This window comes from Agaribacillus sp. DX54 (assembly GCF_056858335.1).
In genome coordinates this window covers 156,692-172,975 of record NZ_JBXEQE010000011.1, presented here as the reverse complement: position 1 = coordinate 172,975, position 16,284 = coordinate 156,692, and the positions used below count along the sequence as shown (strand labels likewise).

General features: G+C 44.0%; 10 protein-coding genes. 4 read left to right on the top strand and 6 right to left on the bottom strand.

Features of this window, described 5'->3' with window-relative positions; translation table 11 throughout:
* The first annotated feature begins 72 nt into the window (after positions 1-72).
* The 3 genes from AC04NP_RS14020 to AC04NP_RS14010 are packed head-to-tail and all read left to right on the top strand — an operon-like array spanning position 73 to position 3,842.
* On the top strand, positions 73-864 hold the full coding sequence (locus AC04NP_RS14020; protein ID WP_482860390.1) for an ion transporter: 792 nt from the start codon (positions 73-75) through the stop codon (positions 862-864).
* A complete protein-coding gene (locus AC04NP_RS14015) occupies positions 861-2,312 on the top strand; it encodes a spermine/spermidine synthase domain-containing protein (protein WP_482860389.1) in 1,452 nt (483 codons plus the stop codon). The genes AC04NP_RS14020 and AC04NP_RS14015 overlap by 4 nt, the downstream gene beginning before the upstream one ends.
* Before the next feature lie 12 nt (positions 2,313-2,324).
* On the top strand, positions 2,325-3,842 hold the full coding sequence (locus tag AC04NP_RS14010; protein WP_482860388.1) for an NAD(P)-binding protein: 1,518 nt from the start codon (positions 2,325-2,327) through the stop codon (positions 3,840-3,842).
* 26 nt (positions 3,843-3,868) lie between these two features.
* On the opposite strand, the gene AC04NP_RS14005 is transcribed toward AC04NP_RS14010, so the two are convergent.
* Genes AC04NP_RS14005 through AC04NP_RS13980 form a run of 6 tightly spaced genes read right to left on the bottom strand, consistent with a single transcriptional unit; the run spans position 3,869 to position 8,832 of the window.
* The gene (locus tag AC04NP_RS14005) at positions 3,869-5,407 is read right to left on the bottom strand and encodes a polyamine aminopropyltransferase (RefSeq protein WP_482860387.1); all 1,539 of its coding nucleotides are present in this window, start codon (positions 5,405-5,407) and stop codon (positions 3,869-3,871) included.
* Positions 5,408-5,447: 40 nt separating this feature from the next.
* Entirely contained in the window at positions 5,448-6,317 is an 870-nt protein-coding gene (locus tag AC04NP_RS14000; protein WP_482860386.1) for a DUF350 domain-containing protein, read from the bottom strand.
* Between the two features lie 38 nt (positions 6,318-6,355).
* Entirely contained in the window at positions 6,356-7,078 is a 723-nt protein-coding gene (locus tag AC04NP_RS13995) for a hypothetical protein (RefSeq protein ID WP_482860385.1), read from the bottom strand.
* 46 nt (positions 7,079-7,124) lie between these two features.
* Positions 7,125-7,679, bottom strand: coding sequence for a DUF4178 domain-containing protein (locus AC04NP_RS13990; RefSeq protein ID WP_482860384.1), 555 nt, complete (start codon positions 7,677-7,679; stop codon positions 7,125-7,127).
* Between the two features lie 19 nt (positions 7,680-7,698).
* Entirely contained in the window at positions 7,699-8,427 is a 729-nt protein-coding gene (locus AC04NP_RS13985; RefSeq protein ID WP_482860383.1) for a PspA/IM30 family protein, read from the bottom strand.
* A gap of 9 nt (positions 8,428-8,436) precedes the next feature.
* Positions 8,437-8,832, bottom strand: coding sequence for a YbjN domain-containing protein (locus AC04NP_RS13980; protein ID WP_482860382.1), 396 nt, complete (start codon positions 8,830-8,832; stop codon positions 8,437-8,439).
* Positions 8,833-9,614: 782 nt separating this feature from the next.
* On the opposite strand from AC04NP_RS13980, the gene AC04NP_RS13975 reads away from it, so the two are divergent.
* The gene (locus tag AC04NP_RS13975; RefSeq protein WP_482860381.1) at positions 9,615-16,274 is read left to right on the top strand and encodes a T9SS type A sorting domain-containing protein; all 6,660 of its coding nucleotides are present in this window, start codon (positions 9,615-9,617) and stop codon (positions 16,272-16,274) included.
* Positions 16,275-16,284: the final 10 nt, after the last annotated feature.

Below are 16,284 nucleotides of genomic sequence, written 5' to 3'. Positions count from 1 at the left end.
CAGTAAGTCGCGGTAATCGGAAAATGTGTAGTAAATTTATCCCAAACCTGTTTTGGTCTAAAAACGATAAAGGTGAGAGATAAACGTTACAAAGAAGCATTACTGTCTACCATCAACAAAGCCGAAGAAGGCAATAAAATAAGCCGCTGGTTTGATGTTTTTATCATGACATTGATAGTACTCAATGTAGTGGCGGTGATCATAGAAACTGTTGAGGGTATATACCTAAAATACCAGTTTTATTTTGATGTCTTTGAATATTTTTCCGTAATTATTTTTACGATTGAATACTTCATGAGACTTTGGGCCTGCACGGCCAAAGAAAAATATGCCCATCCGGTATGGGGAAGAATACGATACATTTTTTCCATTGAAGCCCTTATCGACTTGATGGCTATTCTGCCATTTTATCTACCTTTGTTCTTTGACATGGATATGCGGGTAATTCGCCTGCTTCGCCTGTTTAGATTATTGCGGATATTTAAGTTGGGCAGGTATTCGATTGCTTTTATCATGATTGTAAAGGTGATAGAAAGAAGAAAGGAGGAGTTGATGATTACCCTTACGCTTGTATTAGTGCTCATGATTTTGTCTTCGAGCCTGATGTATTATATAGAACATGAGGTTCAACCCGAAGCATTTACAAGCATACCTGCCACAATGTGGTGGTCGGTGGCCACACTCACTACGGTGGGATATGGGGATGTATATCCGGTAACTCCCCTTGGGAAAGTGCTCGCTGCATTCATTGCCATATTAGGCATAGGCATTTTTGCGCTTCCGGCAGGCATACTGGCAGCCGGCTTTGAAAGTGAGATTTCCAAAAGAGAGAAAAACAGGTCAAAAAATAAAAGGAAGGAATGAGCTTGTATCATAAAACGGCGGCTTATGGGTTTCTCTGTCTGCTGGCATTTTTAGGCGGCACCATGATCAGTCATCAAATACATTTTTTTATGGTATTTGAAGGAGCACTTTTTTTGGACTGGGTGATTCTGATCGGCATCATGGGCATGGCTGCGGGCGTTGGGCATTTGTATCTGCACACAAAACCGTTAACCGTGACAGCCCTTCAGATGGCAGTATTGTGTCTGTCAACCATCGCTTTCGAACTATCTTTCATAACATACGGTAAAAGTCAGGTTGCTTCCTTTGTTCCTTACCTAATTCTGTTTGCCACAGGTTTCGTATTAGGATTATCTTTAAATGCTATTGAAATAAGTTATAAATGGTATTTCATCATTAGTATCCTGTTGATAGCAGGCATATTGTACCAATACTACCAAAGCGACAGATTTTTGAACAGCTATCTTGTGATAACAGGCCTTTTACTGTTGCTTTTACGAAATTACCTGGCTATAAAACGCAAGCATAGCTTATTATTGATAATGTCTGTTCCTGTGGTTGTCGTTGCTGTTATTTACAATAATACCGCTGTGCCTGATGCACGTCAGTCCCGTTACTATGATAAGGTCGTTTACTCAAGAACCGGTTCGTTTCAACAGATTGATGTGACTGAATGGAAGGGAAATTACTGGTTTTATTATAACAATGTCAACCAGTTCAGTTCAATCGACGAATGGTTATATGCCGAGCCTATGGTGCATCCGGTGATGGAGTTATCTGAGTCTGACAGGGATGTGCTGGTCATAGGTGGTGAAAATGGTATCATAACCCGGGAGATATTGAAGCATGACGTACACATGCTTGACATTGTTCCGCTTGATTTTGAATTAATAGAGGAGGGCGTCGGTAATCGTTTTTTTACCCGTGTAAATAAAAATGCGTTAACGGACAGTAGAGTGGAAATTCATCACACCAATGCCTTCAGATTTCTTCACAGCCGCAAAGACCGCTACGATGTGATTTTAATTGATGTACCGGACCCCTTGGATCTGGAGCTTAACGAATATTATACCAAAGAATTTTATCAACTTTGTTATGATGCACTTCGGACCGATGGTATCATGATAACACAGGCCGGCAGCCCATACTTTGCCACCAAAGCTTTCATAGCCATCGAAAAAACCATTATTGCTGCCAATTTTGCGACTTTGCCATTACATAATCAGATACTGACATTGGGAGAGTGGGGATGGGTTATCGGATCAAAAAAAATGAATCGGGCAATGCTCCGGAACACTGCCAAAAAGTTAAAATTCAACCATCTGGATACGCGCTGGATTAACAATGAAGCGATGCAATTGTTGATTTCTTTTGGAAAACCTTATCAGCCTATCGATTCTGTTGCTGTTAACAGCCTTAAAAATCCGGTCATTCATTCCTATTACAAATCCGGAACATGGAAGTTTTAATCTGGTATTAAAATGGAAAGAAGAGATTTTATAAAAACCTCATCATTACTGGCCTTACCTTCGATCCTGCCATCCTGCCATCTGCCGACCCGCAAACCCGGCTACGAGGTTGAAGTGCAATCGGATGTAGCTACCGGCCACCTTTTGATGCAGAGTAAATCCTTTGAAACAGGAAAGACTGTTTCAATCGAAACGTTGATTGTGGGAGGGGGGATAGCTGGTATGAGTGCCGCGTACCATCTTAAAAACCGGGAGTTTGTCCTGTGCGAGTTGTCTGACCAACTGGGCGGTTCCTCCTCAGCGTTCACTTATGAAGGAAGCAGGTTTTCTCAGGGTGCCCTTTATGATTTTTCTTATCCGGAAGGTTATGGCCGGGAGGTACTGGGCATGTTGGAAGCATTGAAGATCATTGATTATCAACCATGGAAAAACAACTGGAATTTTACCGATCAGGAACACATTATCCTTAACAGAAGGAAAAATAGGGTTTATGCCAGCGGGGCGTATAGAAACGAGGTGATTTCAGATGGCGCTTTGAAAGACAGCTTTTTTAAACACATTGCCTCATTCCAGGGTAAAATGCCTCTCCCTGTACGGTTGATTAACAGTAATTTACACACACTCAATCAGGTGTCCTTTTTGGATTATCTGACCGAAAAATTTGACCTGACAGATCGCTTTATTGCAGAGGTAGACTATCACATGCGCGATGATTACGGAGCGGGCTGTTCGGCAGTTTCCGCCCTGGCCGGGATACATTATTATGCCTGCAGGCCTTACAACATGGAAGTGGTCGAGCTTTTCTCTCCAAAAGAAGGTAATTTTTATTTTATCCGTAAAATAGCCGATACGCTTCCTAAGGCGCAATTGTTGACACGACATTTGGTTAAAAAAATCACCGGTAATCAGGATGGATTTACCGTGGAAGTACTTGATATACACAACAGGCTTATCCATACATTCAAAACAAAAAAAATAATCTATGCCGGACAAAAACATGCGTTGAAATATGTCTATCCACAAGGCTATGCACATTTCAAAAACAATATATATGCACCCTGGATGGTGTTAAACATAGTCACTAAAGGCGCTCTGTCTCTGCCGGCCTATTGGCAAAATGAAATACTGGGTGCAGATGCCACTTTTTTAGGTTTTGTGGATTCAGCCGCTCAGGATAGGGAATTAAAGGATGGTAACAGGGTTTTCACGGCATTCTACTGCCTGCCGCCAGGTGCGCGAAATGACCTCGTGATGGTAAATAGCCGTCGAGATCAAATCGCTGCTACCACGATTGATTACATCAGCGATTATTTTGGCATGGATATCGGGGACGCAGTACAAAAGGTATTCATTAAAGTTAGGGGGCATGCTATGCCTATCCCCGGGCCCGGCTATTTGTTTAATGACAGAAACTTTTACAGCAAAAATAAAAACCTGGTTTATGCCGGCGTAGATAACGGCCGTTTACCATTACTGTTCGAAGCGCTCGATAGTGGTATACAGGCTTCCAAACTTGTTCTATCTAGCTAAAGTAAATTACATCAATATTGATTGTCTCAGTATAAATCCCACCTTCCATCCAGATAATATTGGTACAATACCGGATGATGTATTCTATTCACCTCGACCTGCATGGAGTCCTGCATAAAAGCCTTCTTGCCAAAAGAAGATATCAGTGTCATGGCTTCTTTGTTGATCCAGGTTGTGGGTATGCCCTTTAAGTCCAAGTTTTGCAAAGCTTTTTTCAGTTGCTCCTTGTCAACATTTTTTGCGCCCATTACCCAGCCCCATTCACCAAGAGTGACCACTTGGTTATGCAAAGGTAGTGTGGTAAATCCGGCCTCCTGCATCGTCAGGTCGATGCAATTAAATGCCCTTGCTGCAAAATAGGGGCTTCCTGCCTGCGTGATCATCAGGCCATGTGTCCTTAACCTTTTGCTGCAGAGACTATAAAACTCAAACGAATACAGTCTACCCAGTTCTATGGACTTGGGGTCGGGTAAGTCGATAATGATTACATCAAAATACCGGTTATTGTTTTCAAGATAATTAAAACCGTCGGTGTTGATGATATCCACTTTATCGTGGTTCATCGAATTTTGATTCATTTCCACCAATAGGCTGTGCTCCTGTCCCAGCTTTGTCATAGCCGGGTCCAGGTCTACAACGGTGATGCTTTCAACAGTGTTATATTTCAATACTTCGCGTGCTGCACCGCCATCACCCCCACCGATGATTAGCACATCTTTTGGAAATCCGGATAAACCCATGACCGGATGCACCAGCGGTTCGTGATACATCACCTCATCGATGGAGCTCAGTTGCTGATTGCCATTGATGAACAACCAAAAATCATTATGGGATTGTGTAATAATAATTTTCTGGTATTTGCTTTGTTTCTCAAAAATAACCTCGTCTTTATAACGTAACTCCTCTCCATATTTTATGATGTTATCGGCCATGAGACTGCCCATAGAGATGAACAGGAATACCATAAAAGTGGTAACCATCAACCGCCTTCTTTGTGGCAGGGTGACTGATTTCCTGAGCATGGCAAACAAGCTGCAGGCCACAATAAAATTAATGCTCCCCAGAATAAAGGGGGTGTAGGTGAGCCCCAGGAAGGGCAACCCGATAAAAGCGAAAAACACGCCTCCCAACAAGCTGCCGTAATAGTCATTTTCCATGACAGACGAAACATTTACATGAAGCGCTTCATATTCATTGTTAAGCCTGATGACCAGCGGTACCTCCATACCGATTAATAATCCAATAATGATACTCAGTAAATAGATGATAAACCCTGTACTTCCGTAAAGGGCCGAGACCGAATAGGTAATTACCGAAACAAAAGCCACCAGAATAGATAGGATGAATTCTATCCGGATAAAATTTTGGAGCAGGTTAGTTTGTATGAATCTGCTGAATCGGCTGCCTAATCCCATGGAGAAAAGCATGATGGATACGATCATGGTCCATTGAAATACCGAATTTCCTAAAAAATAAGTAGCCAGGGTACTCAGGATGTATTCTGCTACTATGCCGGATAATCCGGTAGCAAACAACGCTAACTTGAGGATGTTTGATCTACTCATGCACCTAAAAATACTTACCGGGGTTGCAGGCAGTCCGATCTCATGATGAGAGCGCCCAGGTAATCAAAACCGAACCTCCAATGTAGGCAAAGGCTTCTATCACCGCCACGCCCTGGTTGGGTTTTTCCTGGTGTACAAGTTCATGGGTCAGGTCATGTCCCGGCAGTAAGATTTTGTCGGTCAGAAACCTGGCCAGGGGTAAAAACACCAAACCCATGATGACATCTACCGCCACATCCTCAAGCGTTACCAACCAGCTTTCAAAATCGTGCATCAAGGCAAACCGGATGAGGTTGGCGATAGCGATGAGTGCACCGGCAAACCCGATTCCCACGGCTACGTTTTTCTTGTTGATCTGCTCGTGAATGTCGTATGGCGTAATAAAGTTGTATACCCTGGAAGTAACAAACAGTATAGCCATGCCCAACAACCAATACAAAATGGCCGTTACAACAGGACCTCCCACGCCATAACCTTCTCCGTGTATCGCCCCTAAAATGATCAGGCCGGTGCTGATGTTGACAGCACCTTCGGCAAAGCCCGTGGCAACATTGTGTTCATCGATTATTTCTTTTTTCAGGCTGAATTTGTTGAGAATGACCTTATCATTGATGATGACTGACAGGTTCAGCAGCAGTATTGATAAAATACCATAGACCCCAATATCCATCAAATCCAATAATAAGCCGTTGCTTTCGCCCATTAGTGCGCTCCCAATGGACAGGAGCAACCCGATATAATAGCCAATGTAGGCCACCGAAAAGGCGAAGTTATCATCCTTCGCCAGTTCGTGTACTACTTTGATATCACGATGAAAGAGTTGATAAGCAACTTTCCCGGCGTAAAACAAAACAAAGGAAGCTGCCAGGTAAACCAATGATGTCAAAACACCATCTAAAAGAGCTATCATAGGAGCTAATTTATGAGATTGATATTGTTAAAAAAAGATTATTTGCCAAACCCGCCTCCTCTTGACCGGGAACTCGATCCACCGTACCGGGAACCCGATCTGGACGTCCGGTTTGATACTCTTTGCTTAAAGCCGGATCTGTTTCTGTTCCATGCCGTGTTAGTCCTTCTGCTATTATAGGCACTTCTTGTCCCGTAATAAGGTTTTCCTCCCACTGTAGGCCCATAATAAGGACGGCCCCGGCCAGAAAAATTTCTCCTGTAATCATCGTAATAAGATCTTCGCGCGGGGTAAGTCAATGTGCCAAGCAGGTTGCTTAGCAATGCATATTGGCCATAAAAAACCCAAAAGCTGTTTCCTCCTCTGTTATCCCAAAACCCATATTTTTCATTGCCGACATAGTTGTTAAACCCTGGTGGCGCAGCGCCTTTCTGCAATTTACCATCTTCACCCCTCGATGCAAGCTCCATGCCCATGTCATTGACGTGTCGTTTAAATACCTTTTCTTCGACTTTATACCATTCAGTGATACGTTCTTCGGGTTTTCCCTCAGTCACTTCCTCAATAATTCTGTATTGATGGAAATAATCCCTGAAGAAAGACCCCCTGACATCCATATCATGTAATACAATGGAGAAGATGCGGTCACCGGGCATATTTTTGATGATGTCATCAATAGGGTTTCTTACATATTTTTTACCGCCACATCCGCTGAACCCAAAAATCAATATAATTATCAGCGTACTTATAAAAAGCTTCATTTAATTTGAGTTGATTCATTTTGCCAATATAGACATATTTACCGTATTATGGTTGCCCCGATGCGGGAATAATGTTGGAGATTTCAAAAGGCTTAATCGATTTTCCGGCTGCAGCTTCAAATTCACGTTCACCCCATTGCGTTATGCTAATGACTTTGTCGGTATCGTCATAATAGGTCCAGGAGATTAACTCTTCCCATTCGCCGGCACCCTTGGTTATATTGTTAAAATAACCGGCACTATCGGTATCGAGATGATATTCCGTGCCATCCAGTATCAGCCTTTTAGGCGGACGGTTTTTTTTGATGGTTTTATCGATGATGTCATTGCCGAGTGTTTGAATTTTAATGGATTTCATCACACTTAAACTTAACTCGGCACCCTCTTCTATTTCCAAAAACATGACCTCGTCGCCGGCGTCTATTTTATATTCCTTTGAAAAGTTATGATTTCCCCAGTCATATTGGTATACCTCTTTCACCTGCCATGATTTCATGTTGTAATCAAAAATAAAGCCCTGATCCAGATCAGTTACCTTCAAATTTGTTACATCATATTTCGGTGCTTTTGCCTTTTTTCTGAATAAATCAAATATACCCATGTTGTCAGATGCCAGTTAATCACTCTTTTTCACCATCATCCTTGTCGAGACCAAGCCGGGCTTTCATTTTAGCGAGGTCGTCAGCAGCTTTGACTTGTGCCGTTGAACCGGATAATGCCTTGTCTATCTCCTCGTCCACACTTTTGCTTTCATTGGCGATTTCCCCATACGATTGCGCCAGGGCTTCATCCTGGGCTACTTTGTCCTTCATGCGTTCCAACAAGGCCACTGTACCCGAATTATCAATTTGTGACAAGTGCTTGTTAATACTTTTAGCGGCTGCGCTTACTTTCACCCTGGCTTTCAGCGTTTTTAACTCGTTTTCATACTCGCTGATGGATTTGCGGATCATTTTGACCTTACTATCGAGTTGTGTTACATTACCCTCAAACTGCTCATATTCTTTTTGAGACCGGGCCATATGCTCCGTAGTCTCTTCTTTTTTAACCAGCGCTTCACTGGCCAATCTGTCAGCCTCATTGGGGTCAATATCACCTGACTGTCCTTTTTTGAGGAGCAGCATGGCCTTGTTTTCGTAGTCCTTGGCTTTGCTTTTATAGGTTTCGACATCGTTTTTAGATCGTATCGCCATGGCCTTTACCTCTGCCAGACCATGAAGTGCCTGATCCAAATCCTTCTTTAAATCCCTTAAGCCCTGCTCGGTCATTTTAATAGGGTCTTCCAATTTATCAATGGCCGAGTTCGCCTCTGCCTGTCCGATCTTAAATAATCTTTTAAATATTCCCATTTTTTAATTTTAACTTTTAGATAATTCAATAATTTCTTCAGAATACTCGCTTAATAGTAATTCCAGTGAGTTAAGCGTTGCCTGTAATTCATTCAGATCAAGATTTTCCAGCTCATGGGTGTTTCTGAAGATCACCCGGTGGCCTGATTCATCCAGCACAAATGCGCCATGGATGATATCACGGTTTTTTTGAAGAAGTTTTCTGTAAATATCCGGATGTGTATCCTCCAATTCAAAGATAAACTGCTCCACAATAAGCAGTGGGTCGGCAAGCGCTAATACCAGATTTTTGATACCTTCAGATTCATTTTCAATAACTATTACTCCATTTTCCTCATCCTCATGGGTAATGGTAAAACTTAGGTCGAGTATGAAGTCTTTTACCTTTGAAAAATAGTCATTCATTATAAATTATGGTTTTAATTAAAGATGGTTTTGTATATATGAACCTAAATGTAATGATTTAATTTCATTTTAGATGATTTTCAGATATGTTTACGGGATAAATGTGCAAATAGTTTTGGCAGCGCCAATATAATTAGCAGATTTTTTCATTTATAAAATAAAAATACAGGCACATGCTTAAGTTGTGCAACACCCACGGACGCTGTCGCTAGGTTAAGAAGGGTACCAACCGTACAACCATTGATGGTGAAAAGCGGTTATATGACCACTTCTGTCGATTGCCTGCCAGGTTTATCCGCCAGAACAGGGTAGGTGACTTAAAAAATGCCAGGGGTTTGGAATGCCGTTATTTCTTACATAATTCCCATTTTCTTACAAAGCTAATATTGCAGGAATTACATGCCGGCATCAGTCACAAAACGGTCACCTGGTAAAACAGATTTTACCGAACCAATGAAAAGAGAAAGATGCTTTAAAAGCTTCCCAGATATATGAAATAGTCTGTTTTCCCGGTTTTTAGCTCATCAAAAATCTTTGTGTAGTGATTACTCTTTCTTTACGTTGGTCTGTTTTTACCTTTTTGAGAAAATAGCAGCTTTTGTTTCATTAAATAATTGGTTTATCATCAAAATATGACAGGGATAGTAAATCCTCACAAAACGAAAGAAAAGTTATCAGCCTGATAGTTACGTTTGGGATTTGGGTGGATTTTTTGTTATCCCCTATTAGGTGAGTTTATATTTTTTATTAGAGTTTAATCTCTAACACAAACCCCAAATCTAATGAATAAAAAAGTACGATTTGGTCTGACCCTGGCCATGTTATGTAACCTTTCAACTATTCCTTTGGTCGTTGTTGCCAACTTTAACAACCATAATAGTAATTCTAATTGCGCTCCTGATTTATGGGTGGAAAACTTCAATGATCTTAAAAAAGGAACCACCAAGGACAATGGTGCCACCGGCTGGAGCAGGAATATCTCCGGTACCATTTTAAATAATGATGATCATGTAGAAGTACGCAACGGGGAGTTTTCTTTTAACGACACAGACGGGGAAGCTGTTTGGCTGTCAGAACTTATTGACATATCGAATTATACCGATCTGTTTGTTTCTGTTGATCTGAAAGCCACCGGCTCCCTGGAAGATAATGACTACATCAGGGTTTATTATAAGCTGAATGGAGGGGCGGAAACTCTTTTGCAAAATGGAGCACAGGTTAATTTTTTTGATCCAGTTGTGGCTATCAATGCACTACCACTAAGTGGAAATACCCTTCAAATTATTGTCAGGGCAAAAAATTCGGCAAATAATGAATTCTATACTTTTGATAATGTCAGGGTATTTTCCGAGGCGCTGATCCCACCGGATGTAAGTGCCGGTGGTGGCAACCTGAGTTGCAATGCTACGACCATCAACCTGACGGCGAGTTCGTCTACTCCCGGAGTGACTTATAGCTGGACCGGCCCGGGAGGCTTTGTATCGACTGAACAGAATCCTGGGGTAAGTGTTGCGGGCCAATATGTTGTGACAGTAACTAACCCAGTCAATGGTTGCTTTTCAAAGAAAACAGTAGCGGTGACCGATAATGATGGTCAGCCTATCTGGGTTGAGGCATTTGACCTGTCTGATGGTACTTCCCAAGATACTGGCTCTACAGCCTGGTCTACACAGATTACCCCTATCGAAAATGTAGGGGCTGCTGGTCCTACTTTTTTTGAAGTGCGTTCAGGTGAATTTTATGTATTCAACCTGGATGGCGAAGGAGTCTGGACTTCTGAAACGATAGACATCAGCGGTGCGGGGAATGTTACCATTAGTTTAAATGCAGAAGGCTTTGGGGGCCTTAATGGTGATCCGGGCTCTAACCAGTATGATTACTTCCGTGTGTTTTACATTCTGGACGGCGGAGCGGAAACAAACATTGCCAGTTTCGATGGTGCGTTGCCCTTTACTACGATTACCTCATCGGGAGATATTTCAGGGAGCACGCTTCAGCTTGTTTTAAGGGTTAAAAACACGGGACTGGAAGAACACTATGTTTTTGATCAGGTGAGTGTTTTCCCTGAAAGTGTTGATCTGGGTCTTGTGGCTACAGGAGGCAGCCTGTCTTGTCATACAAATAGTGTGACGCTTACCGCCAGTGCCACTACTCCGGGTGCTACTTACAGTTGGACAGGTCCTGGTGGTTTTACCTCGAGCCAGCAAAACCCGTTGGTTTCGACCCCCGGATCATATACGGTCACAGCAACAGCCCCTAATGGTTGTTCGCAGTCAGCCACAGTCGCGTTAACCGCTCCATCAAATGAAGTTGAGCTCCTTTGGGAGGAGCGATTTGCGGGTCTTTCGAATGGTACCACAGTTGATAATGGCCCAACCAGTTGGTCGGTACAAAATTCAGGGGGTGCCTTTTCGGTTCAAAACAATAAATTTACAATATCGAATAATGACAATGAAGGTGTTTGGCAGTCGGAGGTGATAAATATATCGGACAAGGCGTCCGTGAATGCCAGTGTGAGGCTTACCAGCAGCATAGCGGCTAGCGATCCGGGATGGGATGACACGGATCACATCAAAGTATTTTACCGGTTAAATGGTGGTGGGGAAATAGCATTTCAGGATGGTATCCATGTAGGGAAGGGAGTAAATACGACGGCTACTGCCAGTTGGCTGAGTGGGAATACCCTTCAGATAGTTGTGCGGGGGGTAACGTCAGTGAATAATGAGCGTTACTTTTTTGATGATGTAAAAGTAAGCGCTAATACCCATGCTGGCCTGGAAGTTACTGCTACGGCCGGAGGTATCCTGACGTGCGGCATTACCCAGGTTAACTTGTCCACCAACATCAATCCTTCCGATGGGAGCTTTAGCTGGGTTGGCCCGGGCGGTTTTTCATCTGCCCAGGCTTCTCCCTTTGTCAGTGCGGCAGGTGATTATGCGGTAACTGTTAGGACTGCTTCAGGCTGTGTGGGCACAGCGATTGTGACTGTTGGCCAGGACATTACCCCACCGGGTGTAAGTGCCGGAGGTGGCAACCTGAGTTGCGATGCTACGACCATCAACCTGACGGCGAGTTCGTCTACTCCCGGAGTGACTTATAGCTGGACCGGCCCGGGAGGCTTTGTATCGACTGAACAGAATCCTGGGGTAAGTGTTGCGGGCCAATATGTTGTGACAGTGACTAACCCAGTCAATGGTTGCTTTTCAAAGAAAACAGTAGCGGTGACCGATAATGATGGTCAGCCTATCTGGGTTGAGGCATTTGACCTGGCTGATGGTACTTCCCAAGATACTGGCTCTACAGCCTGGTCTACACAGATTACCCCTATCGAAAATGTAGGGGCTGCTGGTCCCACGTTTTTTGAAGTGCGTTCAGGTGAATTTTATGTATTCAACCTGGATGGCGAAGGAGTCTGGACTTCTGAAACGATAGACATCAGCGGTGCGGGGAATGTTACCATTAGTTTAAATGCAGAAGGCTTTGGGGGCCTTAATGGTGATCCGGGCTCTAACCAGTATGATTACTTCCGTGTGTTTTACATTCTGGACGGCGGAGCGGAAACAAACATTGCCAGTTTCGATGGTGCGTTGCCCTTTACTACGATTACCTCATCGGGAGATATTTCAGGGAGCACGCTTCAGATTGTTTTAAGGGTTAAAAACACGGGACTGGAAGAGCATTATGTCTTTGATAACGTAAGTGTCAGGGGGGATGCCAGCGCAGGGTCGGTAGATGTGTCGGCATCTGTAAGTGAAGAGATTACCTGTAACATAACCGAAGTCACACTGTCTGCTTCCAGTACTACCCCGGGTGTTACTTACAGTTGGACAGGTCCCGGTGGTTTTACCTCACCTGAACAACAGCCTGTAGTAAGTGTGCCTGGAGAATATATCGTAACTGCCACCGCACCGGCATCAGGCTGTAAGGGTATAGCTTCTGTTACAGTAATGGCAAATACCACTGCCCCTGAAGCAATAGCCATCGTTCAAGAAGTTCTTAGCTGTGCAGTTACCAGCATGTCTTTGAAAGGTTCCTCAAATGTTGAGGGCGTGAGTTATTCTTGGGAGGGGCCGGAAGGTTTCACCTCCCTGGATCAAAATTCTGTTGTATCAGTGGCAGGAGCGTATACTTTAACAGTGACCGATACTGTTAATGGCTGCACCTCCACGGCTCAAGTTCTGGTCGAAGAAAATACCACTGCGCCAGGCGCTACTGCTGGTGTTAGCGATGCACTTACCTGTACAGTTACCAGTGTATCCCTACAAGGCGGTTCACCGACTGCTGGTGTAAGCTATTCTTGGATTGGCCCCGAAGGCTTTGCTTCTATAGATCAGAATCCTTCTGTGTCTTTAGCTGGTTCATACACTTTAACAGTGACCGATACCGTTAATGGCTGTACCTCCACGGCTCAAGTTCTGGTAGAGGAAAATACTACTGCGCCAGGCGCGACTGCCGTTGTTAGCGGTTTACTAACCTGTGCAGTAACCAGTGTATCCCTACAAGGCGGTTCACCGACTGCTGGTGTAAGCTATTCTTGGATTGGCCCCGAAGGCTTTGCTTCTATAGATCAGAATCCTTCTGTGTCTTTAGCTGGTTCATACACTTTAACAGTGACAGATCCTGTTAATGGCTGTACCTCCACGGCTCAAGTTCTGGTAGAGGAAAATACTACTGCGCCAGGCGCGACTGCCGTTGTTAGCGGTTTACTAACCTGTGCAGTAACCAGTGTATCCCTACAAGGCGGTTCACCGACTGCTGGTGTAAGCTATTCTTGGATTGGCCCCGAAGGCTTTGCTTCTATAGATCAGAATCCTTCTGTGTCTTTAGCTGGTTCATACACTTTAACAGTGACAGATCCTGTTAATGGCTGTACCTCCACGGCTCAAGTTCTGGTAGAGGAAAATACTACTGCGCCAGGCGCGACTGCTGGTGTTAGCGGTTTACTTACCTGTACAGTTACCAGCGTCTCTCTTCAAGGCGACTCACCGACTGCTGGTGTAAGCTATGCTTGGATTGGCCCCGAAGGTTTTGCTTCTATAGCTCAAAATCCTTCTGTGTCTTTATCTGGTACATACACTTTAACGGTGACAGATCCTATTAATGGCTGTACCTCTACTGCTCAAGTTCTGGTAGAGGAAAATACTACTGCTCCAGGCGCTACTGCCGTTGTTAGCGGTTTACTAACCTGTGCAGTTACCAGTGTATCGCTGCAAGGTGGTTCACCGACTGCCGGTGTAAGCTATGCCTGGATTGGCCCCGAAGGTTTTGCTTCAATAGCTCAGAATCCTTCTGTGTCTGTGTCTGGTTCATACACATTGACAGTAACTGATCCTATTAATGGCTGTACCTCTACTGCTCAAGTTCTGGTAGAGGAGAATACTACTGCGCCAGGCGCTACTGCAGGTGTTAGCGGTTTACTAACCTGTGCAGTTACCAGTGTATCGCTTCAAGGTGGTTCACCGATTGCTGGTGTAAGCTATTCTTGGAATGGCCCCGAAGGCTTTTCTTCAATAGCTCAAAATCCTTCTGTGTCTTTATCTGGTACATACACTTTAACAGTGACCGATCCTGTTAATGGCTGTACCTCTACTGCTCAAGTTCTGGTAGAGGAAAATACTACTGCTCCAGGCGCGACTGCTGGTGTTAGCGGTTTACTTACCTGTACAGTTACCAGCGTCTCTCTTCAAGGCGACTCACCGACTGCTGGTGTAAGCTATGCTTGGATTGGCCCCGAAGGCTTTTCTTCAATAGCTCAAAATCCTTCTGTGTCTTTATCTGGTACATACACTTTAACAGTGACCGATCCTGTTAATGGCTGTACCTCCACTGCTCAAGTTCTGGTCGAGGAAAATACCACTGCTCCAGGCGCGACTGCTGGTGTTAGCGGTTTACTAACCTGTGCAGTAACCAGTGTCTCTCTTCAAGGTGGTTCACCGACTGCTGGTGTAAGCTATGCTTGGAATGGCCCCGAAGGCTTTTCTTCAATAGCTCAAAATCCTTCTGTGTCTTTATCTGGTACATACACTTTAACAGTGACCGATCCTGTTAATGGCTGTACCTCTACTGCTCAAGTTCTGGTCGAGGAAAATACTACTGCTCCAGGCGCGACTACAGGTGTTAGCGGTTTACTTACCTGTGCAGTAACCAGTGTCTCTCTTCAAGGTGGTTCACCGACTGCCGGTGTAAGCTATGCCTGGATTGGCCCCGAAGGTTTTGCTTCAATAGCTCAGAATCCTTCTGTGTCTGTGTCTGGTTCATACACATTGACAGTGACAGATCTAGTCAATGGTTGCACCTCTACTGCTCAAGTTCTGGTAGAGGAGAATACCACTGCTCCAGGCGCGACTGCTGGTGTTAGCGGTTTACTTACCTGTACAGTAGCCAGTGTCTCTCTTCAAGGTGGTTCACCGACAGTCGGTGTAAGCTATGCCTGGATTGGTCCCGAAGGTTTTACTTCTATAGCTCAAAACCCTTCCGTATCTGTGGCTGGTTTATACACTTTAGCAGTGACGAACCCTCAAAACGGTTGCATAAGCGAGGCTTCCGTAGAAGTGGTGAAAAATGTCGTGGTACCTGATCTGACGGCTGCGGATGGACAGCATACCTGTACTAATATCGCAGAAGGTGGATTAGTACTTGAGGCAAATTCCACCATTGCCAGTGCGCAATATTCTTGGACAGTACCCCCGGGAACAGAAATCTTTTTTCCTGATACGAACGTTCGGAATCTTACCGTTCCATTTAGCTTCATTATTGGGGAATTTACAGTCAATTTGACCGATCCGGCTACCGGTTGCATCAATTCAAAGACCGTTAACGTCACAGATAACACGGCATTGCCTGAGTGTAATATTGTACTTGAAACAGACAACACGCTTAGGGTAGGAACTATAGAAAATGGCATCTATGAATGGGTGTTGGGTAATCCTGATTGGCAAATAACCGGAGGTCAGGGAACGTCTGTTATAACATTTTCACCGGGCCCTGTTGGATCCATTGCATTGTTCTCCATTAGTATAACCAACTCCGCAAACGGTTGTACGGAAAGTTGTAGTATAGAGCTTGAAAATACCGGCAGCGGAGTAGTAACCACTGCCGGAGCAGCTCCATTGAGCAGGAGTACCTCCCAGCCTTCATCGCTGGAGGCAACATGGGATGAAAGCAGCATATTTGATACGCCAATAAGCGCTAGCCTGGGGGTTTATCCTAACCCGTTTCAAAAAGCTGCAAAATTATTTTTTTCTGTCCCTGAAGCCACAGAGGTAAGCGTTGAGTTATATTCGACATATGGCATGATGGTACAGCCATTGTTTGCAGGAAAAGTGGAAGCAAACAGGAACTATGAACTTGATTTGTATTCGGCCAACCTGACAACAGGCCTGTATCTGTGCAGACTTATTTATGGGAAAAATATCATCGAAGAAAAAGTAATGATACGATAATCCATTTTAA

Bases quoted from the DNA above. Each gene is read 5' to 3' on its own strand.
- AC04NP_RS14010 (WP_482860388.1), top strand. From the start codon at position 2,325: ATGGAAAGAAGAGATTTTATAAAAACCTCATCATTACTGGCCTTACCT.
- AC04NP_RS14000 (WP_482860386.1), bottom strand. From the start codon at position 6,317: ATGATAGCTCTTTTAGATGGTGTTTTGACATCATTGGTTTACCTGGCA.
- AC04NP_RS13985 (WP_482860383.1), bottom strand. From the start codon at position 8,427: ATGGGAATATTTAAAAGATTATTTAAGATCGGACAGGCAGAGGCGAAC.
- AC04NP_RS14005 (WP_482860387.1), bottom strand. From the start codon at position 5,407: ATGAGTAGATCAAACATCCTCAAGTTAGCGTTGTTTGCTACCGGATTA.
- AC04NP_RS13995 (WP_482860385.1), bottom strand. From the start codon at position 7,078: ATGAAGCTTTTTATAAGTACGCTGATAATTATATTGATTTTTGGGTTC.
- AC04NP_RS13975 (WP_482860381.1), top strand. From the start codon at position 9,615: ATGAATAAAAAAGTACGATTTGGTCTGACCCTGGCCATGTTATGTAAC.
- AC04NP_RS14015 (WP_482860389.1), top strand. From the start codon at position 861: ATGAGCTTGTATCATAAAACGGCGGCTTATGGGTTTCTCTGTCTGCTG.
- AC04NP_RS13980 (WP_482860382.1), bottom strand. From the start codon at position 8,832: ATGAATGACTATTTTTCAAAGGTAAAAGACTTCATACTCGACCTAAGT.
- AC04NP_RS13990 (WP_482860384.1), bottom strand. From the start codon at position 7,679: ATGGGTATATTTGATTTATTCAGAAAAAAGGCAAAAGCACCGAAATAT.